Raw genomic sequence first — 23196 nt, 5'->3', positions numbered from 1 at the left:
TTTCGTTCGGGGGACTTCTTACGTCGGGACGGGACCGTATCGTCGCAACGCGAGCGTACGGCGATGGTGCGTCGGAACGCAACCGTTTCGTCGTGACGCCCTATGCTGTCGGCATGACGACCAACGCCGACGAGCCCCGGACGAGTCCGCGCCGCCGGGCCCCCGCGGGGGCGGCCGTGCTGCGGCAGGACGTGACGGAAGCCATCCGGGCGGCCGTGTTCGAGGAGCTCGCGGCCGTCGGCTACGCGCGGATGTCCATCGAGGGGATCGCTCGCCGGGCGGGTGTGGGGAAGACGGCGGTGTACCGTCGCTGGCGCTCGAAACTGCACCTGGTCCTCGACATCGTCTCGGCACTCGCCGTGCAGGGCCTTCCCGCGCCGGACACCGGCTCCCTGGAGGGCGACCTGCGGCTGCTCTACGAGGTGACGTCCCGCGCCCTGCGCCACCCCGTCGCCTCGCAGATCATCCCCGACCTGCAGGCCGAGGCGGCCCGCAACGCCGAGATCGCCGAGGCTCTCCAGAAGGCCCTGCGCGAGGGCCAGGACGGCGTCGCCACCGGCATCGTCACGGCGGCGGAGTCCCGCGGCGAGCTCCGCCGGGGGCTCGACCGCGACCTGGCCCTCGACCTGATCTCCGGCCCGCTCTACTGGCGCTCGGTGGTGATCCGCAGCCCGAAGCTGCCCAAGGGGTATCTGGGGTCGCTGGCCAGGGCGACGGCGGAGGCGTTGAAGGCGCTGTAGAGGTCTTCCGGCAGGTGACGCGGATCAGCTCCGCGCCGCCTCCGGATGCAGCCGTACCCAGCCCTCCCACGCCGATGCGATCATGTCCTGGACGTCGTGCCGGGCCTTCCAGCCCAGTTCGGCGGCGGCGCGGTCGGCGGAGGCGACGACGCGAGCGGGGTCGCCCGGACGGCGGGGCGCCACCGTGGGCGGCAGGTCGTAACCGGTGACCGCGGTGATGCGGTCGATCATCTCGCGGACGGAGACGCCCTCGCCCCGTCCGATGTTGAGGGTGAGTTCGCGGCCGGGGGAGGCGCTGAGGACCCGGGCCGCCGCCACATGCGCCTCGGCCAGGTCCACGACGTGGATGTAGTCCCGCACGCAGGTGCCGTCCGGGGTCGGGTAGTCGTCGCCGAAGACGCGCGGCGGCGCGCCCTCCGTGAGCTTCTCGAAGACCATGGGGACGAGGTTGAACACACCGGTGTCCGCGAGCTCCGGGCTCGCCGCGCCCGCCACGTTGAAGTAGCGCAGGCACGCGGTCGACAGCCCGGTCGCCCGGCCCGTCGCGCGCACCAGCCACTCACCGGCCAGCTTCGTCTCGCCGTACGGGGAGATCGGCAGGCACGGCGTCTCCTCCGTGACCAGGGCCACGTCCGGCATGCCGTACACGGCCGCCGAGGAGGAGAAGACCAACGACGCCACCTGCGCCGCCGTCACGGCGTCCAGCAGGACCCGCAGACCCTCGATGTTCTCCCGGTAGTAGCGCAGCGGCTGCTCGACCGACTCTCCCACCTGCTTCTTCGCCGCGAGATGGACGACGCCGGTGACCGAGTGCTCCGCGAGGACCCGCGCGAGCCGCTCGCCGTCCAGCGTCGAGCCCACCACCAGCGGAACACCGCCGGGCACGCGCTCGGGGACTCCGGTGGACAGGTCGTCGTACACCACCGCCCGTTCGCCCGCCGCGGTCATCGCCCGTACGACGTGCGCCCCGATGTAGCCGGCGCCGCCGGTGATCAACCAGGTCATGTGCGGCCGTCCCCTCGTCAGTCGACCTGTACCGGTGTCGCGTGTCCGTGCTGGTCGTGCTGGTCGTGTCCCGGTCTCAGTGAAGCAGGCGGCGCAGTCTCGCGCGTGTCACCGACAGTGCGCCGCGTACGCCGGGTGCGACGCGCAGCGCCAGCGCGCCGGAGTGGGTGACGTACGGCTGCACGAGCACCAGGCCGTGCCGGGTGGCAGGGACGGCTCTGCGGCGCAGCACCCCGGCGCCCGTGAGGGCGTGCGCTGTGACCTCGCGGCTCACGCCCTCACGGAAGCGGATGCGAAGCCGCAGGTCCCAGGTGCTCACACCGGGCGCGGCCAGCGTGGCCAGATCCACGACCGTCTCCGCCGACCAGCCGCCGGCCGCATCCGCCGCGCGGTCGTCGGCCGTCAGCGCGGCCGTGCCGCCGCCCCTCGTGTTCCCGTCGTCCCGGTTCCGCCACTCCACCTCCACCGCCTCCGGGCCCGCCTGAGCCAGCCGGCCGTACAGCTCGTGCAGGCGCAGCCGCAGCCGGGTACCGCGGGCGTGGGGGCGCAGTTCCGCGTCGACGGCGAGGGGCAGCTCCCGCACCGGCCGGGTCAGCAGGGGTTCGAGGGAGATCTGCGGAAGGTCCGCCGACCAGACGGGCGTGCCGTCCGCGGCGCGGGCGTACGGCGGGTACAGCCGGGCCGGGCGCGCCGCCAGTTCCCGCAGCCGCGGCAGGTCGCGCGGCTCCGGGGAGGCCAGGACGACCCGCCCGGCCAGCCGCCCGGGAGCGGCCGGGTCGCGGGCCCAGTCGTCCGCGTCGTACTCCGCGAGATGCGCCCGCGTGAGCTCCCACCACGCACGCCGGTACGAGGCGTCACGCAACCCCAGTTCGCGCAGGTACATCCGCAGGTCGTGGTCGAGGAACTTGGCGCGCGCCACCCGGGCGAGTTCCTTCTGCCCGGCGCCCAGCAGGACCTCGTACGCCTGCCGGCACGCCTCCGTACGAGCTCGCCAGTTGTCGGCACCGGCCCGGTCCAGCGAGATCGACAGCCGCTCGGCGGACCGGCGCACGTGCCAGACGTACACCCGGTCCGGGACCAGGGCGACGCGCGGTGCCGCGGCCAGCACGCGAGCCGTGAAGACGACGTCCTCGTAGGGGAAGCGGCCCTCGGGGAAACGGATGCCGTGCTCGCGCAGGAAGCCGGTGCGGTAGAGCTTGTTGACGCACAGCGTGTCGTGGACCAGGCGGGGGCGCCGCGCGGGGTGGGGGACCACGGCGTGGTGCGCGTACAGGCGCGCCTGCCAGGGCACCTCGCGCCCCGACGGCAGTTCCCGCCGCACGCACAGGCCGCTCGCGACCTCCGCGTGCGCGCCGCGCGCCGCCGCGAGCAGCGCGTCGACCGCGCCGGGCGGCAGGATGTCGTCGCTGTCCAGGAACATCACGTACGGCGACGTCACCGCGGCGAGGCCGGTGTTGCGCGGGGTGCCGCAGCCGCCGCTGTTGACCCGGCGGCGGATCACCCTCAGGCGGCGCTCCGACGCGGCGAGCCGGTCGAGCAGGCCGGCGCTGCCGTCCGTCGAGCAGTCGTCGACGGCCACGACCTCGCGCACGGCCGGACCCTGGGCGAGCGCCGAGCGCACGGCGTCCGTCACATGGGCGGCGTCGTCGTAGCCGATGACCACGACGGCGACCTCGGGGACCGGCCTCCCGGCGTTCACGGCGGCATCCACGGCGACATCCACGGCGGCGTTCATCACGACGGATCGTAAGCCGGGCGAATGACACGAAAGTGATAACACACCATCAAGCCCCATTCCCCGCCACAAAACAGCCGAGAATCGGCCCGTGACGATCGGGCAGTCGACGGGGAGCGGCCGGTTCGGCACGGGCGTGGTGCCCGTGGCGGTCCCGACGGCGGTGATGGCCTCGGTCGGGCTGTGGGGCGTGGACCGCGGCGGCATGTGGGGCGACGAGAGCGTCACCTTCCTGGTCGCACGGCGCACGGTCCCGCAGATCTGGCGGTTGCTGCACGACGTGGACGCGGTGCACGGCCTGTACTACCTCCTCATGCACGCCGTGCTCACCGTCCACCCGGGCGAGGTCGTCCTGCGCCTGCCGTCGGTGTGCGCGGCGACGGCCACGGCCGGCCTGGTGGCGGCCCTCGGCGTCCGGCTGGCCGGGCCCCGGGTCGGTCTGTGGGCCGGTCTCCTCTACGCGATCACGCCGATGACCGGCCACTACGCCCAGGAGGGGCGGTCGTACGCGCTCGTCGCGGCGGGGGTCGCCGGGGCGACGCTGCTGCTGCTGAGGGCGGTGGACGCGGCCACCGCCCGGGCCTGGTGGCCGTACGGCACCGTGGTCGCCCTGACCTGTCTGCTGCACGAGCTGGCGGTGCTGGCGCTCTGCGCGCACGCGGTGACGCTGGCGGCGCTGCGGGTGCCGAGGAGGGCGTGGTCCGGCTGGGGTGGTGCGGCGGGGGTGGCGGTGCTGCTCCTGCTGCCGCTGGTGTGGGTGTCGCGGGGGCAGGCCGGGCAGGTGGCGTGGCTGGCGACGCCCGGGTGGGACGAGGCCGGGCGGGTCCTGCGGCACTTCTCTCCGGGCCGGGCCGGGGTGGTGTTCTGGGCGGCCCTGGCGCTGCTGGCCGTGGGGCTCCTGGAGCGGAGGCCGGCGGCGGTCGCGCTCCCGCTGCTGCTCCTGCCGCCGGGGATGCTGCTGACCGTGTCGCAGGTCCGGCCGTTGTTCCACGAGCGGTACGTGTTCTACGCGCTCGCGGGAGCGCCCCTGCTGGTGGCCGCGGGGGCCGGGCGGGTGGCCGGTCGGCTGGAACGCGCGCTGTGCGAGGGGCGGCGGGCGCGGACCGGCGGCCGGAGGGCCCGGGCCCTGCTGGGCGTGGCAGGCGTCGTCACCCTCCTGGCCGCGTTCGTCCATCAGCTCCCCGACCACCGCCGGGACCGTTCCGCCGCGCACCGCCCCGACAACCTCGCCGCCGTCTCCGCGTTCGCCGTCCGGCAGGTGCGCCCGGGTGACCCGGTGCTGTTCCTGCCGTCCGTCGGGAGGCTCGCCGCGCTGGCCTACCCGAAGGGCTTCCGGCAGGCTCGGGACATCGCGCTGCGTGAGCCGGCGCCCCGGTCCGGGACGCTGTGGGGCCTTGAGGCGACCCCCGGGGAGCTGCGGCGCAGGCTCGCCGCGGTGGACCGCGTCTGGGTCGTCGCCGAGCCGTACGCGCTGAAACCGCGCTGGTCGCCGGCGGATCCGGTCGAGCGGACGAAACTCGCCGTGCTGGAGGCGGAGTTCACCGTCCGTGAGCAGCACGTGCGGGAGGGGGTGGTCCTGCGCCTGCACGTCCGGAAGCCGCCCCGCGGCAAGGGCGAGCCGCCCGGCGCCGCTACGACCGCCCGTCGGCCGGCGAGTCGCCCGGAGTCCCCGTGAGGGCGGCCGCGTCCAGCGCGGTCGTGAGCTCGTCGAGGTGGGCGCGCAGGGTCCGGACCTCCTCGGGCCCGAAGCCGGTCGAGGCGGCGATCCGGCGCGGCACCTGAAGGGCCCGCTGCCGCAGCGCGGTGCCCTCCTCGGTCAGCCGCACCTCCACCGACCGCTCGTCGCGGGCGCTGCGCTCCCGGCGTACCAGACCGGCCGCCTCCAGTCGCTTGAGCAGCGGCGACAGCGTGCCCGAGTCCAGGCGCAGATGCTCCCCGAGCTTCTTCACGGGCAGTTCGTCGTGCTCCCACAGCACCAGCATCACCAGGTACTGCGGGTAGGTGAGCCCGAGGTCCTTGAGGATCACCCGGTAGACACTGTTGAAGGCGCGGGAGGCCGCGTGCAGGGAGAAGCAGATCTGCTGGTCCAGGCGGAGCCAGTCGTCGTCCGGCGTGTTCATGGATCCAGGGTAGCTCCCACCGTCATTTAATTGCGCGCAACTTAATTGTGTGCTCTAATCGTGGCGTCGGGCGGTCCGGAAGCGGGCCGCCGAACGTTGACGTGAGAGGGAAGGTTTTCCATGGACGCGCTCTACACCGCTGTCGCCACCGCCACCCACGGCCGCGAGGGCCGGACCGTCAGCTCCGACGGCGTGCTGGACCTCGCCCTGGGCATGCCCGAGGCGCTGGGCGGCAACGGCCAGGGCACCAACCCGGAGCAGCTCTTCGCCGCCGGTTACGCCGCCTGCTTCGGCAGCGCCCTCGGCCTCGTCGGCCGCCAGGCCAAGGTCGACGTCAGCGACGCCGCCGTGACCGCCGAGGTCTCGATAGGCAAGCAGGGCGAGGGCTTCGGCCTCGCCGTCACCCTCCGCGTGGAGCTCCCGGACAGCGTGGACGAGGCGACCGGCCGCAAGCTGGTCGAGCAGGCCCACCAGGTCTGCCCCTACTCCAACGCCACCCGCGGCAACATCGACGTCGACCTCGTCATCGAGTAGGGCCGCGCGGCTCACCCCCCGACCCGCGCCAGCACCTCCCCCGTCCGCCTGCTCCACGCCACCACCACGGCCTCCTCGGGCACCGGGTGCCAGCGCGTCAGCAGCAGCCAGCGCACGTGGTAGCGGCGGACGACGGCGGCACGCCCGGCGCGGGTCGAGCCGGGGGCCAGATAGGCGCGGACGTCGGCCGCCCGGCGCCTGCGCTCCTCCTCGTTCAGGGCCGGGTCGGGCCAGACAGGCGCGGCAAGGTTCGGCCCGTACCCGGCGATGGAGCGACTGGCGAAGTACCCGTCGGTGATCACCACCTCACCCGGCCCGATGTGCCGCGCCGCCCAGTCGTACGACGGCCAGCGCGTCGGCTGCGTGAACCCCACCGGGTCGACCGAGCGCGGCACGACCGCCCCGGCGTGGACGGTGACGAACCCGACGCACATCCCGGCCGCCGCCACACCGCCCAGCACCCTGCGGCCCCACCGCCACGGCCGGGGCGCCGCCAGCTCCACCGCGAGCGCGAACTGGAGCGGCACCAGCGCCGCCCACAGCGTCCGGGCGTAGGTGTAGTGCCCGCTCACCCAGCCGTACGCCAGCAACACGCACTCCAGCAGGAACATCAGCACCAGCGGGTCGCGCGCCGACCGGCGGGCCCGCACCCACAGCGCCGGCAGGCCGATCAGCGCGAGCCAGGAGTTGGCGGGCATCCCCTCGTACAGCCGCAGGTGCATCGCGTCCATGCCGGTGTCGCCCACCAGTGCCAGGACGTCGTAGTACGGCCACGACACGGCGACGGCCGCGCAGACCGCCGCGCAGAGCGCCCAGCGCGCCACGACCGGGCGCCGCCACCCCCGCTGACACGCCGCCACCATCGCCGCCGCCCCCACCAGTGCCGAGGCCGCCGTGACGGGGTGGATGAGCAGGATCAGCCCGTACAGGACGCCTAGGGCGGCGTACGCCCACCAGCCGCCCAGCCCGCTCGGGCCGACGAACCGCACGGCCGGTGTCCCCGCTCGCGCACACCCGCCGGTCCAGGCCCACGCCCAGAACGTCAGGCCGATCGCGACCGCGGACGGATACCCCAGGTTCGTCGTCATCGGCATCAGCCCGAGGTAACCGCTCCACAGGATCCGCGCGGTGCCCCACAGCAGCGTCATGAACAGCAGGGCCAGGACCGGCGCCCAGGGGCGTGCGGTGACGGTCCTCACGAAGCGGCCGATCCCCGTGAGCAGCACCAGCAGATGCACCGGACCGGCCAGCTTCACGACCTCCCAGCCGGACAACCCGGTCAGCCGCGCCAGCACCCCCTGGGCCACGGCGTACGGCCCGTAGTAGGGGCTGCCCTCGCCCGGCAGGTCGGCCATGCTGTGCGCCGGGTGGAGCAGGTCGGCTGCGAGACGCTCGACGACCGCGGCGTGCTGCCCGGCGTCGCAGCACAGCGGGATCCGCCAGTACGCCAGCGTCATCACCAGCCAGAACAGGGCGCCGAAGAACTGGTACGGGGACGGCCGCCGCACACCGCCGCGCAGAGCCGTCGCGCCCCGCACGGTCCGCCGGACGGCGACTTGGGCGCTCACCGGGCTGTCGGAAGGGGAAGGGATTCGGGCATGCGCCGAATGTTCCCGCCCGCGCCGCGGGCCTGACCCCGCGTCACTTCATCGGGTGAGGCGGCTACGCCCACCTGCCACCGTCAGTCGCACAGCGCCCGCTCCGCCGCCGCCGGCCAGCGCGCGAAGCGGAACCGGGTCCGCTCGAAGGACCCCGTGAGGTTCTTCCAGAACCGCCCGGCGGTGAGCGGCGCGCGCGCCGACTCCCTCAGCTCGGCCAGCTCACCGCAGCCCAGCGCGGCCCGGGCCGCCCCGACCGCCTCCCGCGAGGTCCCCGCCCGCAACAGGTCGCCCCGCGGCGGGTGCCCGGCCGCCCACTCCGCGAAGATCCAGTGGTTGCGCAGGAACTTCTCGTGCCCGGGCCAGCTCCACCGCTCCAGTGCCAGATGCGCGCCGACGGGACTGGCGAGCCCCCAGGCGTCGTTGACGTACGAGTCGAGCGGCGCTGCGGCTCCCGTGACCCCGAGATGACGTCCGACGATCACCACGTGGTACGGGGAGTCCGCCCGCATCGGCGTGGCGTGCAGCCTGCGCCCGGCGTCGAAGTACAGCAGCGTCGGCCGGTCCGCGCGCACGGCCCGGGCCAGCATGCCGCGCCCCTCAGGCAGGGCCGGCCAGTTGGCCACCCAGGTCGCGGTGCGCACCGGGTTGTGGTCGCCGAGGCCCTCCACGTCGGAGCTGCGCACGTTGAAGGTCGTCGGCGTCGAGCGCACGTCGAACGGCTCCCGCAGCGGACTGACCACCGCGCACAGCCACACCGCCAGCAGCGCGCTCGCCACGCCCGTGAACCTGGTCGCGGGGACCACCAGGACCGGCAGGAGCAGCAGCAGGAGGGCCGGCAGGATCATGCGCGCGTGCATGTAGTCGCCGCCGACCCGCACCACGTACCCGGCCAGCAGCAGGCCGGCGGCCAGGGGCGCCAGCAGCACCGCGAGCGAGGCCCGCCCCGGATGCCCGGACTGCCGCTGGGCGCGCGTGCGCCGCACCAGCGAGGCGGCCAGCACGCCGAGCACGGGGACGACGGGCCACAGCCAGTACGGCCCGAACGTCTCCCGCAGATAGCCGGCGCCCCGGCCCCAGTCGCTGGCGCCCGCCTCCTTGGCGATGGCGGGCAGCGGCACCAGGATCCCGTAGTAGCCCGCCCGGAACACCTCGTACGCCAGCGGCAGCGCCACCGCCGACGCCAGCGTCGCGGCCACGCCCCGCCGGGGCGGGCGCAGCACCCACCACTGCGCCGCCAGGAAGCACACCGTGACCACCGCGAGATCGGGCCGGACCAGCGGACCCAGCCCGAACACGAACGCGGCCGTGTACGTCACCCGGGTCCGCTGACCGCGCCGGGTCCACGTCAGCAGCCACCACGACAGGCCGGTCCAGCAGGCGCCCAGGCCGCTCTCCAGACCCGAGGTCATGTACGACCAGAACGGCGGCACGGCCAGCAGCACGAACACGCCGGCCGGAAGCAGCGGCCCCGCGCTCCGGTGCAGCCGGCAGGTGGCGTACAGGGCGAGTGCGAACCCGGCGGCGCTCAGCAGCAGCCCGAGCCCGACCGCGAGGAACGCCGGGTCCTCACCGGTCACCCAGGTGGCGAACGCGAGCAGCCACTGCCACAGGGTGCCGGTGGAGCTCTCCGCCCGTTCCCCCACGTTGAACACGGGCCCGTTGCCCGCCAGGATCTGGCGGACCGGACGCAGGTAGATGAGCCCGTCGTCGCAGATCCAGCGCCGCCGGTAGCCCAGCACCAACAGCACCGCGGTGGGCACGGCGACCAGCGCCGCGTGCCACCAGTGCACCGGCCGCAGCCGCTCGGCGGCGGCCGGCGGCCGCGGTGAGGAGGCCCGCTGACCGGGCAGCGAGGGAACGGCCTCGGGGGTGGCGGGAGTCCTCATCGCTCGACCAGAGCCCCGGACCGGGCACGCACACCCGGGGTCCGGCGGGCCGCGGGCAGCGGCGCGCCACCGCCCTCGCCCAGCATCAGCAGCCGCACGACCCGCTCGGCGGCCTGCCCGTCCTCGAACTCGCAGTACCGCTCCCGGAAGGCGGCCCGCAGCCGCGCCGCCTGCGCGTCCTGCCAGGTGCCGGAGGCGAACAGCCAGGTCAGCTCGCGGTAGGAGCGCGACACGTGCCCCGGTGGGTCGGCCGTGATGTCGAAGTAGGCGCCCCGGCTGGCCGCGAACGCGCCCCAGTCGTCGGCGTGGACCACGACCGGCCGGTCGAGGAGGACGTAGTCGAACATCAGGGCGGAGTAGTCGGTCACCAGTACGTCGGAGGCGAGCATCACGTCCGCCACGTGAGGTTCGTCCGTCGCGTCCACCAGCACGCCCCGCCGGTGCAGGTCGGTCAGCCCCAGGCGGCGCGTCACACCCCCGGCCAGCGAGGGGTGCAGGCGCACGACGAGGGTGTGGCCGGGCCCGAGGTCCGCGGCGAACCGGGCCAGGTCGAACCGGTCGACGTGGCCGCCGCGCCGGTAGTCGCGCCGGGTCGGCGCGTACAGCACGACTGTGTCACCGGCCGGGACACCGAGCCGCTCGCGCACCGCCGCGCCCCGCTCCGGCCCGGCGCCCACCAGCACGTCGTTGCGCGGGCTGCCGGTGCGCAGCGAGGTGAAGTGGCACGGGTAGGCCCGCTCCCAGGCCCGCTCCGCGTGCCGCCCGGCGACCAGGCTGTAGTCCCACCGGTCGGCCCGGCGCAGCATCTGCGGCACGTCGAAGCCGTACCGGGCGCCCGGCTTGGTCAGCAGGTCGGCGCCCATGTACTTGAGCGGGGTGCCCTGGTGGGTGTGGATGTGCACGCTGCCGGGCCGTTTGGCCAGGGTGCCGGGCCAGTTGACGTTGTTCACCCAGTACGTGGCCCGCGCCATGACCTCGTGGTAGCGGCGTGAGCCCGGTGTCACATGGTCGATGCCGGGCGGCAGCGCGTCCACGGCGTCCTCCCGGACCACCCACACGCCGTGGATGTGCGGGGCGATCTCCCGGGCCTTGGCGTGGATCGCGGCCGGGTCGCCGGTCACGCCCCGGTGGTGGGTCGCCGAGTAGACCGCGAGGTGCGGGTCGAGGGGACGCTTCGACTGGCCGCGGTAATAGGCGCGCTGGGCGGTCTCCGACACCTTCCCGGCCACCCGCCGCTTACCGCCCAGGGCGCTCGCGCGCAGGCCCCGCATCCCGCGCACCGCCGCGTACGACGCGTAGGGCGCCGAGGCCAGCAGCCGCATCTCGGCCCCGCGCCAGCCGCCGGGGTCAGCGCAGCCGCCCTCCGGGAGGTGACGTCGGCGGAAGGAACGGATCTCCCGGTAGAAGTCGCCACGGTCGGCGGGCCGTACCCGGTCCTCGCGGGCCAGCACGAACAACATGTGGTCCAGCGCCCGCTCCAGCAGCAGCGGCCGCGCCCAGTCGAGGTCGGGTCGCCGCTCCACGAACGCGAACAGCCCCTCGTACTGCGGGAAGATCTCGAAGTGCCGGCGCCCCGGCGTCCTGGTGATCGCGCCCTGCCTGCGCTGCCGGTACTCCACGCCGATCCGGTCCAGACACGCGATCCGGTCCGCCAGCACCATCGCCCTGTAGGTGACCGGCGCGTCCTCGTACAGCCCCGGCGCGTACCGCAGGCCGTGCTCCTGGAAGAAGGCCCGCCGGTAAGCCTTGTTCCAGGCCACCAGGAACAGGTTCAGGTACTCGGGGCTCTCCCGGACGCGGAACGTCCCCAGGCCCGCCGCGTCCAGCAAATCCGCCGCCTCACTGCGCCCGCCCCGGCCCCACCAGTGGGTGCGCACATGGTCGAAGACCAGGACGTCCGGGCCGCCGGTCGCCTCCAGCCGCGCGGCGACGGCCGCCAGCAGGCCCGGCGTGTAGTGGTCGTCGCTGTCGAGGAACAGGAGGTAGTCACCGGCCGCCTGGTCGAGGCCGGCGTTGCGGGCCCCGCCCAGGCCGACGTTCTCGGGCAGGTGCAGCACCCGCACCCGGCCGTCCAGGGCGGCGTACTCGTCGAGGATGGCGCCGCTGCCGTCGGGCGACCGGTCGTCGACGGCGATCACCTCGAAGTCGCCGTACGACTGGCCGAGCACCGAGTCGAGGCACTCGCGCAGAAAGCCCTGCACCTTGTAGACGGGGACGATGATGCTGAAGCGGGGCACGTCTTCGGTCAGCTCCTTACGAGGGTGGCGGCGGCGGGGGCCGGTACGCGCTCCGCGAGCGGGACCACGGGCGGGATCGACTCGGGCGGCTCCCCCAGCAGCACCCGGCGTACGACGCGCTCGGCGGCCCGCCCGTCGTCGAACTGGCAGAAGCGCTCCCGGAACGCCGCGCGCAGGGCCGCGGCGGACTCGTCCGCGTACGTGCCGTCGCGGAAGACGGCCGCCAGCTCCTCCGGCGTGCGGGCGACCCGGCCGGGCGGCAGCCGCATCAGGTCGAAGTAGACGCCCCGGACCTCCCGGTAGACGTCCCAGTCGTCGGCGTACACGACGATCGGCCGGTCCAGGTTGGCGTAGTCGAACATGATCGACGAGTAGTCGGTGATCAGCGCGTCGGCGGCCAGGCACACGTCCTCCGAGGAGCGGTGCCCCGTGACGTCGATGATCCGGCCGCCGCCCCGGCCCTCGCCCCGGTCGTAGAAGTAGTGGGCGCGCAGCAGCACCACGTAGTCGTCCCCGATCGCCTCGCAGAACTCCGCCAGGTCCAGGCCCGAGGCGAAGCCGGTGGCGTAGTCGCGGTGCGTGGGCGCGTAGAGCAGGGCCTTCTTGCCCTCCGGGACGCCCAGTTCCCTGCGGACGCGGGCGACGTCCTCGGCGGACGCGGTGTAGTACACGTCGTTGCGGGGGTAGCCGTATTCGAGGATCTCGTGGCTGCTGGGGAACGCCCGCTCCCACATCTCGGTGGAGTGCCGGTTGGAGGTGAGGTTGTAGTCCCAGCGGTCCACCCGGGCCAGCAGCCTGCCGATGCTTCCGGTCGCCGCCGCCACCACCGGGTACGTCGCCTGGTCGGCCCCCATCTTCTTCAGCGGTGTCCCGTGCTGCGTCTGGAGGTGCACGCTGCCCGGGCGTTTGACGACCGCGTCGGCGAAGTTGGCGTTGTTGACGAGGTACTTGGCGCGGGCGAGCACCTCCCAGTACCTCCGGCTGCCGATCACCGCGTACTCCACGTCCTTCGGCACGCTGTGCACCGCGTCCGGTTCCACCAGGAACACCGAGCGCAGACGCGGGGCGAGTTCGCGGGCCTTGGCGTGGATCGCGGCCGGACTGCAGGCGTAGCCGCGGCCCCAGTACGCGCAGTACACGACGAGGTTCTCGTCGAGCGGGCGGCGCAGCTGCGCCGCGTACCGCAGGCGGGTGCGCAGCCCCCGGGGGCGGGGGAGCAGCGCGGCGGCCCGCACCGCCCCCCGGTTGGCGGCGCGCAGCGTGCGGAACGCCGCGTACGACCCGGTCGCCAGCAGCCGGTGCTGGACGCCGAGGCTGCCGCCCGGCGGCCGGTAACCGGCCGGGCGGTGCCGCCGGTAGAGCGCGCTCGCCCGCCGGAAGAAGGCGCGGCGTCCGGCAGGCAGCCGCCGTGGGTGGGCGGCCGTCTTCAGCACGGCGGCGAAGAGCTGCTCGAACAGCGGCTTCAGCCGGTCCGGCGGCAGCCCGAGCTCCCCGGCCCGCGTCAGCACCAGCTCCGTCTGGTCGAGCAGTTCCCTGTGATGCCCGCCGGGGAGGCCCAGCCGGTTGCCCTGCCGGCGCAGCAGGTGCCGGACCACGACCGTGCGCAGGACCGCCACCCGCTCCGCCCGCAGGGCCACCAGCCCGCCGAACCCGACATCGGTGAAGTGCTCCCCGGGGAAGGTGATGCCGCGCTCCGTGAGGAAGGCACGGCGGTAGGTGGCGCTCCACGCCGGCAGCGCCACACCCGTCAGCCGCGGGGCCCGGACGGGCGAGAAGGCCCCGTCCGGCGCGCCGGCCAGCAGGAGCGCGGCGGGGTTGGCCGGCTCGCCCTCCCACCAGGGGGTGCGCTCGTGCTCGAAGTACAGCACGTCCACGTCGCCGGCCTCGCTCAGCCGGGCGTCCAGCGCCGCCAGCGCCCCGGGGACCAGGACGTCGTCCCCGTCGAGGAACAGCACATGGCCGCCGACCGCCGCCCGCAGCCCGGTGTTGCGCGCCCCGGCCAGACCGGCCGACGGCGGGGACTCCACCGGCGTCACCCGGCAGTCCCGCTCGGCGTACCCGGCCACGACGTCCGCCGCGGGTGAGTCGGGGGCGTCGCACACCGGGATCAGCTCGAAGTCGCCGAACGACTGGCCGAGAATCGAGTCCAGCGCCTGGGACAGCCGGCCGGCGACCCCATGGGACGGAACGACGATACTGAAGCGGGGCATTCTGCTCTTCCTGTCGGAGACCTTCAGGTGCGGGGCGGCCGTACGCGGCACGGCGGTGGGCTCGCCGGGGTACGAGGCGTGTTCACGCGCTGTCGGCGGCGACGGCGGCGGTGACCGGCAGGGCGATCGTGGCGAGCGGTTCGCGCGTCAGCGACGCCGCGGCCGAGGGCACCGGACGGCGCTCGCCCAGTGGTACGACCGGCGGCGGTTCCGGCTCCCCGAGGACGACCCGGCGTACGACCCGTTCCGCGGCCCGGCCGTCGTCGTAGGCGCAGAACCGCTCGCGGAACGCCGAACGCAGCTGGGCCGACCGGGAGCCGCGCCAGTGGCCGGTGGCGAAGATGTCGATCAGTTCGTCCTCACCGCGGGCGACCGCGCCCGGCGGGAAGGACCGCAGGTCGAAGTAGGTGCCGCGGGCCGCCTCGTACGCCTCCCAGTCGTCGGCGTGGATCACGATCGGCCGGTCCAGGTTGGCGTAGTCGAACATGAGTGACGAGTAGTCCGTGACCAGGGCGTCCGAGGCCAGGCACAGCGACGACACGCTCGGATGGCCGCTGACGTCGACGACCCTGCCGCAGGTGCTGGTCAGCGGGGCGTCGTAGGCCTGGTGGGCGCGGGCCAGCACCACGAAGCGGGGGCCCAGCCGGCGCACGATCCGGTGGAGGTCGAGGCTGCGGCGCTGGGAGCGGCGGTAGTCGCGGTGCGCCGGCGCGTACAGGATCGCCACCGTGCCCTCGGGGATGCCCAGCGAGGCACGCAGCCGGGTCACGTCCGCCGCGGTCGCCGTCCGGAACACGTCGTTGCGGGGGTTGCCGTACTCCAGCACCGTGTAGCGGCCGGGGTGGACGCGCTGGTGGGTGAGTGTGGTGTGGCGGTTGGCGGACAGCACGTAGTCCCACTGGTCGACGCCCCTGAGCAGCCGGGCGAAGTCCCGGCCGCGGGCGGCCGCCGGACGTTCCAGCAGGTCGAGGCCGATGTGCCCCAGCGGGGTGCCCTGCCCGGTCTGGATGAGGACCTGGCCCCGGCGCTTGACCAGGCGGTCGTCGAAGTCGGTGTTGCTGACCAGGTAGGCGGACCGGGCGAGCGCCGTCCAGTAGCCGGCCGTGCCGGGGACGAGGCGGCGGGTGCCCGGCGGGATCGTGTGGTGGTGCTCGGGACGGGCGATCCACGCCGTGCGGATGTGCGGCGCGAGGTCGCGGAACGCCGACTCCAGAGCACCCGGACCACAGCCGTGGCCGCGGCCGTCGTAGGCGGTGAACACGGCCCGGTCGGCGCGCAGCGGGAGACAGCGCTGGACGCGGTAGTGACACCTGAGCGCGGCGGAACTCAGGCCCCGCAGCAACTGCCCGGAGGTCCGGGCGGTCGCGCGGTGCAGAGCGGACGCCCCTTGCAGCGTGCGGTAGGTGCGGTGCAGGCCGAAGCGGATCAGGACGTGCTGGATCCGGCTGCGAGGGGGAAGCGGTACGCCCGGCGTGCGGTAACGGCGGTAGTGGGCACGGGCCCGGCGCATGAAGTCCGCGCGCGAACCGTGCGGCAGCCGGTCCCGGCGGGAGTACACCACCGCCAGGTGATGGACCATGCGGCGGAACAGGTCGGGCCGCCACCTGGCCAGTTCCGGGCGGGCGTCGAGATGGGCGAAGACCCGGTCGTACTGCTCGAAGACGTCGAAGTGCCGCTCGCTGGTGGTGCGCAGGATGCTGCCCCGCCGGCGCTGCCGGTAGTGCACGCAGACCCGGTCGAGGGTGGCGATCGACTCGGCGGTCATCAGCACCGGATACGTCCACGGCGTGTCCTCGTAGTACCCGGGCGGGAAGACGAACCCCTGCTCCTCGATGAACTCCCGCCGGTAGGCCTTGTTCCAGGCGACCATCAGCAGCCTCAGCAGCCCCGGCCGGTCCTCCAGCCGGAACGGGGCGGGGCCCTGCTCGGTGAGGTGGAGGGCCGCCTGGTTGCGGACCGTCTCGCCGTTCCAGTACGTGCGCGCGTAGTCGAAGACCAGGACCTCCGGATCACCCGTCTCCTTCAACCGGTCCGCGATCGACCGCAGCGCGTGGGGCGTGAAGGTGTCGTCGGCGTCCAGGAACAGCAGGTAGTCACCGCTCGCCTGCGCCGCACCGGCGTTGCGGGCGGGGCCCAGGCCCACGTTCTGCGCCAGGTGGACGGGCCGCACACGCGCGTCCCGGGCGGCGAACTCGTCGATGATCGCGCCGCACGCGTCCGGCGAGCAGTCGTCGACCGCGATCAGTTCCAGATCGGGACAGGACTGGGAGAGCACCGATTCGAGGCACTCGTGCAGATACGCCTGAACCTGGTACACGGGGACAATCACACTGAACCTGGGCAAGAGGCCATCCATCGGTCGGCGCGGGCGTTCGGCCCGGGAACGGCCGGTGGGGCGACTTGGTTACGGCGGCTACGGCATCCGGGGGAACGCCGAGGGGGCGCACCGCGACCGGCCCGCCCCCTCAACTGCCGTGTACCGGGAACTACTTCACCGCGCCCGCCATCACGCCGGACACGAACTGCCGCTGGAACGCGAAGAAGACGACCAGCGGAACCACCATCGAGATGAACGCGCCGGGTGCCAGCACGTCGATGTTGTTGCCGAACTGCCGTACCTGCGTCTGGAGCGCCACGGTGATCGGCTGGCTCCCGGAGTCCGAGAAGATCAGCGCGACCAGCAGGTCGTTCCACACCCACAGGAACTGGAAGATGCCGAGGGCCGCGATCGCCGGAGCCCCGAGCGGCATCACGACGCGGAAGAACAGCCGCAGTTCACCCGCCCCGTCCAGGCGCGCCGCCTCCAGCAGCTCCCTCGGGATCTCCGCGAAGAAGTTCCGCAGCAGGAACACGGCGAAGGGCAGGCCGAAGCCGACGTGGAAGAACACCACACCGAGCACCGAGCCGAAGATGCCGATGGCGCCGAAGAGTTCGGCGATCGGGATCAGCGCGACCTGCACCGGTACGACCAGCAGGCCGACCACGCCAAGGAACCACCAGTCCCGGCCGGGGAACTCCATCCAGGCGAAGGCGTAACCCGCCAGCGAGCCGATGACCACGACCAGCAGCGTCGCCGGCACCGTGATCCACACGGTGTTCAGCAGGCTGCTGGTGATGTCCTCGTTCTGCAGCAGCTTCGAGTAGCTGTCGAAGGTGATCTGGGACGGCTCGGTGAACACCTTCCACCAGCCGCTGGCCGCGATGTTCTCCGGCGAGCGGAGACTGGACAGCAGCAGGCCGATGGTGGGCACCAGCCAGAAGAGACCCACCAGGACGAGGAACACCCGCACGAGTCCGCCGCTGACCCCCTCGACCAGCCGGGACGCCAGCGAGTGCTTCGCCTTCACCGATCCGGAGGGCCGCGCCGCCTTGCCGGGCAGACTGCCCGCGTCCGCGGTCATCGCCGCACCTCCCGCCTCAGCCGCCTGACGTTGAACCACATCACCGGGATCACGAGCAGCAGCAGGAACACCGAGATGGCGCTGGCGATGCCCGGCTGGTCCTCGGAGAAGCCCTTGCGGTACAGCTCCAGGGCGAGGACGTTCGCGTCGTCCTGGGAGGAGCCGGGGGCGATGATGAAGACCAGGTCGAAGATCTTCAACACGTTGATCATCAGGGTGACGGTGACGACCGCGAGGACCGGCGCCAGCAGCGGCACCGTGACCCGTCTGAACACCTGCCACTCCGACGCTCCGTCGACCCTGGCCGCCTCCAGCAGCTCACGGGGCACACCCGCGAGCCCCGCCGCGATCAGCACCATCGCGAACCCGGCCCACATCCAGATGTACGAGCCGATGATGGACGGGGTGACCAGGGACGGGCCGAGCCAGTCCAGGCCGTTGTACGGCTCCTTGAAGTTGCTCTCCGGCAGCCGGAGCAGGGCCCCGTCGGCCGATGCCGGCAGTGTGAAGGTGCCGTCGTCGCCGGCCGTCGTCGACGCCACGACCCTGCCGTCCTTCACGGCCTCGATCCTCATTCCCGCGTAACCGAGCTCCGACGGATCGACCCCGCCCAGTTCGCCGACGCCCCGGCCACGCGTGAAGTCCTGCCACGTCGTGCCGGTGACCTCGCCCGGCTCGGGCTTCGGCGCCACGGCCGGTTTCGCGTCGTCGGGCATCTGGTCGGGCGCGACACCCACCAGGGGCAGTGAGACGGCCTCGCCCGCGCTGACCGGCGACTTGGTGATGAACGCGCCGCCGCCGGCCGGCTTCAGCGGCGACTGGCGGCCCGGGTGGGCCTTCGGGAACGCCGACGACTGGGCGAACGTGTCGTGCACGCCCACCCACACCGCGTTCGCCACGCCCTTGTCCGGGTCCTGGTCGTACACCAGGCGGAAGATGATGCCCGCCGCCAGCATCGAGATCGCCATCGGCATGAAGACGACCAGCTTGAAGGCCGTGCCCCAGCGCACCCGTTCGGTCAGCACCGCGAAGATCAGACCGAGCGCCGTCGCGATCGTCGGCGCGAACACCACCCAGATGATGTTGTTCTTCAGCGCGGTGCGGATGCCCTCGTCGGTGAAGAGGGCCTTGTAGTTGTCGATGCCGGCGAAGCCGTCGCCGGACTGGTCGTAGAAGCTTCGGACCACCGAGTACCCGATCGGGTACACCACGAGCGCGCCGAGCAGGACGAGGGCGGGCAGCAGGAACAGCGCCGCCACCATCCTGCGGGTGCCGGTCACGCTCTTGCGCGACTTGGGAGCGGCAGGGGGCTTGGTGCCCCCTGCCGCCGTGGCCGATGTCATCTCCGTCAGTTCCCGTAGGCCGCGGCCGCTTCGGCCTCCAGCTTCGCCTGCGTACCCGCGATGTCCTTCGGGTTCTTCAGGAAGTCCTGGAGGATCTTCCACTCACCCTTGCCGGGGGTGCCGCCGAAGGCCTGCGGGGCCTGGTCGGACATGTCGAAGCGGAAGTCGTCACCGGCGTCGATGAGCGCCTTGGCGATCTTCTGCTGCACCGCGTTCGGGTACGCGGAGTTCGGCACGTTCTTGTTCGGCGACAGGTAGCCGCCCAGCTTGGCCTGGATCTGCGCCGCGTCGGGCGAGGCGAGCCAGGTGGCCAGGGCCTGGGACCCCTTGGAGTCCTCGAGGATCACGGCCGCGTCGCCGCCCGAGACCACCGGGCCCTGGTCACCCACGGCCGGGAACGGGAAGACCTTCGCGTCCGTGCCGATCTTCATGCTCGACGGGATGTTGACCTGTGCGAAGTCACCCGCGGCGACCATGGCCGCCTTGGGCTGGTCCCCGCCGGTGAAGACCTGGGTGACGGAGGCCGGGAAGTCGGTCTGCAACGCCCCGTTCGCGATCCAGTCCGGCTTGCCCCAGACCTGCGCGAGAGTGGTCAGCGCGTCCTTCACGGACGGGTCCGTCCACTTGATCTCGTGCTTGGCCAGCTGGTCGTACTTCTCCGGTCCGGCCTGGGAGAGGTAGACGTTCTCGAACCAGTCGGTCAGCGTCCAGCCCTCGGCCGCGCCGATGGAGAACGGGGTGACGCCGGAGTCGAAGACCGTCTGCGCGGTGTTGAGCAGATCCGGCCAGGTCTCCGGCTCACTCGCCCCGGCGTTCTCGAAGACCTGGTTGTTGTACCAGATCAAGGACTTGTTGGCGGCCTTGTAGTAGACGCCGTACGGCTTGCCGTTCACCTTTCCGATGTCCTGCCAGCCCTGCGAGTAGTTCTCGCCGAGCTCCTTCTGGGCGTCGGAGCCGAGAGGCTTGGCCCAGCCGCGGTCGACGGCCTGCTTGATGGCGCCCGGCTGCGGCAGCATCGCGATGTCCGGCGGCTGCCCGCCGGCCACCTTCGAGCCGATGAAGTTGATGATCGGGTCCTGGGCGGGCACGAACGTGACCTTGGCGCCCGTGCGCTTCTCGAACTCCTGGAGGACCTTCTTGAAGTTGGCCTGTTCGGTACCGCTCCACACGGCGGCGATCTCCAGGCTCGTGCCGTCCAGCTTCGGCAGGGTGACCTGGCTGGCGGTCTCCTCGGTGCCGCCCGTGTTTCCACTGTTGCCGTTGTCGTCGCCTCCGCATGCGGTGAGCGAGAGCGCGAGCGCTCCCGCGGCGACGGCCGCCGCGGCCCTGGTGGACCTGCGGCTGTGAGGGGTCGCCTTGTTCCGCTCGGGCGACCAACGTGTCCGGATGGTGCTGCTCGTCATGCGCATGACTGCCCCGTTCTTCGTTCCCTCGTCGAACGTCGAGCGCGCTCCCGTGCGATCTGGTCTACGCCCGGTGTGCGGGGGCGGCAAGATGGCATCGGCTGTCAAGCGGGGGATCGTGACACCGTCGTGACCAGCGGGCTCGTCCCTGATCGAAGGACGTGGTCGGCATTCGGCCAGTGCCCCCTGGCTACAGAAGTGACGGCACCTTGGCCGCCGAGACCTCCCGCGCCGCCCTTTCCAGCGCGCTGGCCAACAGTGCCAGGTCGGTCGGGCCGTTTCCGAGTTCCCGCACCGGACGCCGGGCCGGAGGGTCACCCATGCGGTGCCATTCCAGTGGGACGACCGTGGGGCGCAGAGTCGCCGTCCGGGGGATACGGCCGGTGACGCGCCCGCCCTGGAACGGGGTGCTCCGCCCGTCCGCGCGGTCGAGGCGTCCACGACCCGGAGCCGGCTCGTCGGGGCCCGCCGCCGGGGCGTCCAGGGTCACGCGAAGGGTGGCGCGGCGCGCCGGTTCCGTCTCCGCCGTACGCGGACAGGGCCCGCTGGCCGCCACCAGGTGCACGCCCAGCCGCTCACCCTCCCGGGCCACGGCCTCCAGCGCGCGCATCACCGATCCGGCCGCGGGCCGTCCGGTGGACCCGAGCGCCGGGGAGACCAGCGCGTCCAGGTCGTCGACGACCACGACGAGCCGCGGCAGTGGCGGCGCCGCCTGCGTCTGCCGCCTGGCCGCTCCGGGCCGCAGCCGCAGCGTGGAACTGGCCGGGCTGTCGAGATCCCCGGCACCGGCGGCGGCCTCGGTCTGGGCGCCGCCCCGGGATATCGCCGTGCGCTGCGCGACCATACGGCCCGACACTTGGCGCCCGGTGTGCCACTCGGTGAAGCCGGACCGCCCCAGCAGCTCGGCGCGCCGTTTCAGCTCGGCGCTCAGCGACTGCGCGAACTCCCGCATCAGAACCGGGTCGTGGGCGGTGAGATAAGTGGTGACATGCGGTACGTCCGTGCACACACGCAGCCCTTCGCCGCCAACCGCGCCGGGGCCGCCCCGCCCGTCGACCAGCACGACGCTCAGGCGGTCCGGCCGCTCGGCGGCGGCCAGGGACGCGACGACCGCCCGCAGCAGCTCCGTCCGGCCACTGCCCGGCGGGCCCTCGACCAGCAGGTGCGGTCCCTGGGCGGCGAGATCCGCACAGACCGGGCCGCGCGGCCCGGCGCCCAGCACCGCGCGCACCCGCCCGCCCAGCGCCTCGCCGTCGTCGGCCGCGTCCGCCCAGCGCGCCATCAGTGACGCCGGGGTCGCCCGGGCCAGGCCCAGTTCGTCCAGCAGCCGGGCCGCCTGGGGCAGCGGCGCGGAGACGCGCGGCTGCCGCTCACTCGACGCGCCGTCCGTACGCAGGGGCGCCAGCGCCCGGGCGAACCGCTCGGCCCAGGCGGCGGAGACGGCGTCGACCGTGGCGACGGTGCCGTGGCCCACGGGCCCGGCCGGGGCGGAACCGCCGGCCCTGGCCACCCGCATCAGCCTCAGCGCCGTCGCCACGTCCCCACTGAGCAGTGCGATCGCGCCGCACTGCCGGAACGTCGGCGAGACCGAGCAGGCCGCCTCATAGGTCTCCGTCACCGGGGACGCCGGGGACGCGGCGGCCGTCTCCGCCAGACACACCACGTGGATACCGGCCCGGGGGCCCTCCAGCGCGAGCCGCGCCACGGCGTCGCGCAGGCCGGAGCCACCGGGGTCGCCGTCCACCACCAGGACGGTGTACGGGCCCCGGTAGGCGCGCGCTCCGTCCGTGCCGGGGTCGTCCTGGGCCCAGGAGGGACGGCGGGGGGCTCCACCGGGACGGATGCCGCTCTCCGGGGCGTCACCGGCCGCCGGCCCCGTTTCCGCCAGCTCGTCCTCCAGACGGCGCAGGAGCTCGTCGGTGCGGGCGGCAGCCTGTTCACGGTCGTGGGCGAGGAGCAGACGGCAGTCCTGGCCGTGCCCGGGGCGGACATGCGGCAGCCAGCCCAGCCAGGACCACTCGGCGGTGCGCTCCTCCAGTGGACGGGAGCGGTCCGCGGCGATCAGGACGATCTCCAGCGTGTCGGGGGAGTGCAGCACGGCGAGCTGGGCCAGCACGGCACGGGCCAGCCCGGCGAGCCGCGCCCGCGGCCCGGCCAGCCCGAGTGCGCCGACCTCGCGCAGCCCGGCGGTGACCGGCACCGCGGGCAGCAGACCCGAGCCGTCGGGCGCCGCGCGGTCGGCCGTCCCGAGGCGCACCGCGAGCGCCTCCGGGTGGTCCGGCCCGCGCTCCCACAGCCGGGGCCCCGGCCCGAGCGCCGTCAGCAGCACGGCCGCCGGGTCCGGCCAGGTCTCCGGCACCGCCGGGGCGACCGGTGCCCGCTGTACGGCGACTCCGGCCGGTTCGTCCTCGTACGTCTCGCTCGGGGCCGCGGAGTCCTGCTCACCACGCCCACCGGCCAACCGGCGCGCCCACGCCCCGAGCCCGCCCCGCCTGCGCGTGCCCTGCGGCAGTTCGGTGCCCCGGAGCGGCGTGCCCTTGCGCCCACCGCCGACTCCGCCGGCCTCCCCGTCCAGCCGGCCCGAACCGTCCGTACCGGGAGCGCGTCCGTCCGTCCCTGTGTGCCATGCGGAGCCGTCGGTGCCGGGCGCATGGCCGCCCGCCTCTCCGCCCCGCCGGCCCGAGCTGTCGGTACCGGGAGCGAGGCCCTCGGTCCCTCCCCGCCGACCGGAGCCGTTCGTGCCTGCGCCGAACGCCCCGTCCAGCGCCTCGGCGCCGATGCGTCCCGCGTGCGTGTCCCCGGCACCGAGCCGGGCCTGCGTCGCATCGCGCCGCTGCGGAGTGCCGCCGTCCGGTGCGGCGGGGCGCGTCAGGTCACCCTGCGAGCTGACGGAGGCCGCGTCGGTCCGGGCCTGGGACGCGCGCGTCCCGCGGTCCCCGGGTCCGCCGCCCTCCGGACGGGCGCCGGCCGCCCGCGCGGCC

The 23196-nt window shown here is 73.7% G+C and carries 15 protein-coding genes; 3 read left to right on the top strand and 12 right to left on the bottom strand.

Going from position 1 to position 23196, the window contains the following annotated elements:
* Positions 1-113: 113 nt before the first annotated feature.
* The gene (locus IE212_RS32040; RefSeq protein WP_190201494.1) at positions 114-740 is read left to right on the top strand and encodes a TetR/AcrR family transcriptional regulator; all 627 of its coding nucleotides are present in this window, start codon (positions 114-116) and stop codon (positions 738-740) included.
* A 24-nt stretch (positions 741-764) separates the two neighbouring features.
* On the opposite strand, the gene galE is transcribed toward IE212_RS32040, so the two are convergent.
* Positions 765-1745 (bottom strand): UDP-glucose 4-epimerase GalE, encoded by a 981-nt coding sequence (gene galE, locus IE212_RS32035; protein WP_190201493.1) that lies wholly within the window; start codon positions 1743-1745, stop codon positions 765-767.
* Positions 1746-1821: 76 nt separating this feature from the next.
* A complete protein-coding gene (locus tag IE212_RS32030; protein ID WP_190201492.1) occupies positions 1822-3480 on the bottom strand; it encodes a glycosyltransferase family A protein in 1659 nt (552 codons plus the stop codon).
* Between the two features lie 91 nt (positions 3481-3571).
* On the opposite strand from IE212_RS32030, the gene IE212_RS32025 reads away from it, so the two are divergent.
* A complete protein-coding gene (locus IE212_RS32025; protein ID WP_308430263.1) occupies positions 3572-5155 on the top strand; it encodes a glycosyltransferase family 39 protein in 1584 nt (527 codons plus the stop codon).
* On the opposite strand, the gene IE212_RS32020 is transcribed toward IE212_RS32025, so the two are convergent.
* Positions 5112-5600: a MarR family winged helix-turn-helix transcriptional regulator gene (locus IE212_RS32020; RefSeq protein ID WP_190201491.1), complete on the bottom strand. Its 489-nt coding sequence runs from the start codon at positions 5598-5600 to the stop codon at positions 5112-5114. The genes IE212_RS32025 and IE212_RS32020 overlap by 44 nt on opposite strands.
* A 120-nt stretch (positions 5601-5720) precedes the next feature.
* Here IE212_RS32020 and IE212_RS32015 point away from each other — a divergent pair, with 120 nt between their 5' ends.
* On the top strand, positions 5721-6134 hold the full coding sequence (locus tag IE212_RS32015) for an organic hydroperoxide resistance protein (RefSeq protein WP_190201490.1): 414 nt from the start codon (positions 5721-5723) through the stop codon (positions 6132-6134).
* Positions 6135-6145: 11 nt separating this feature from the next.
* Here the strand turns inward: IE212_RS32015 and IE212_RS32010 are convergent, their stop codons facing one another.
* From IE212_RS32010 to IE212_RS31970, 9 genes are all read right to left on the bottom strand, one after another.
* Positions 6146-7702, bottom strand: coding sequence for a hypothetical protein (locus IE212_RS32010; RefSeq protein ID WP_190201489.1), 1557 nt, complete (start codon positions 7700-7702; stop codon positions 6146-6148).
* A 113-nt stretch (positions 7703-7815) separates the two neighbouring features.
* Positions 7816-9621, bottom strand: a complete 1806-nt coding sequence (locus IE212_RS32005) for an arabinofuranosyltransferase AftB family protein (RefSeq protein ID WP_190201488.1) — start codon at positions 9619-9621, stop codon at positions 7816-7818.
* Positions 9618-11858 carry a bifunctional glycosyltransferase/CDP-glycerol:glycerophosphate glycerophosphotransferase gene (locus IE212_RS32000; RefSeq protein ID WP_190201487.1) on the bottom strand — a complete coding sequence of 747 codons (2241 nt, stop codon included), beginning with the start codon at positions 11856-11858 and terminating at the stop codon, positions 9618-9620. Before IE212_RS32000 ends, IE212_RS32005 begins: the two co-directional genes overlap by 4 nt.
* A gap of 8 nt (positions 11859-11866) precedes the next feature.
* Positions 11867-14068 carry a bifunctional glycosyltransferase/CDP-glycerol:glycerophosphate glycerophosphotransferase gene (locus IE212_RS31995; protein ID WP_190201486.1) on the bottom strand — a complete coding sequence of 734 codons (2202 nt, stop codon included), beginning with the start codon at positions 14066-14068 and terminating at the stop codon, positions 11867-11869.
* Positions 14069-14150: 82 nt separating this feature from the next.
* Positions 14151-16412, bottom strand: a complete 2262-nt coding sequence (locus IE212_RS31990) for a bifunctional glycosyltransferase/CDP-glycerol:glycerophosphate glycerophosphotransferase (protein ID WP_190201485.1) — start codon at positions 16410-16412, stop codon at positions 14151-14153.
* A gap of 142 nt (positions 16413-16554) precedes the next feature.
* Positions 16555-17469, bottom strand: coding sequence for a carbohydrate ABC transporter permease (locus IE212_RS31985; RefSeq protein ID WP_190201484.1), 915 nt, complete (start codon positions 17467-17469; stop codon positions 16555-16557).
* Complete coding sequence (locus IE212_RS31980) at positions 17466-18812, bottom strand: carbohydrate ABC transporter permease (protein WP_190201483.1); 1347 nt, start codon at positions 18810-18812, stop codon at positions 17466-17468. The genes IE212_RS31985 and IE212_RS31980 overlap by 4 nt, the downstream gene beginning before the upstream one ends.
* A gap of 5 nt (positions 18813-18817) precedes the next feature.
* Positions 18818-20221, bottom strand: a complete 1404-nt coding sequence (locus IE212_RS31975) for an ABC transporter substrate-binding protein (protein WP_190201482.1) — start codon at positions 20219-20221, stop codon at positions 18818-18820.
* 184 nt (positions 20222-20405) lie between these two features.
* On the bottom strand, positions 20406-23196 hold a 2791-nt coding region (locus tag IE212_RS31970; RefSeq protein ID WP_229864668.1), incomplete at its 5' end, for an FtsK/SpoIIIE domain-containing protein.

Origin of the sequence: Streptomyces djakartensis (genome assembly GCF_014651075.1) — a bacterium.
Classification (GTDB): Bacteria; Actinomycetota; Actinomycetes; order Streptomycetales; family Streptomycetaceae; genus Streptomyces; species Streptomyces djakartensis.
The sequence above is the reverse complement of the archived record's forward strand: the minus strand, read 5'-3'. Positions and strand labels throughout refer to the sequence as shown.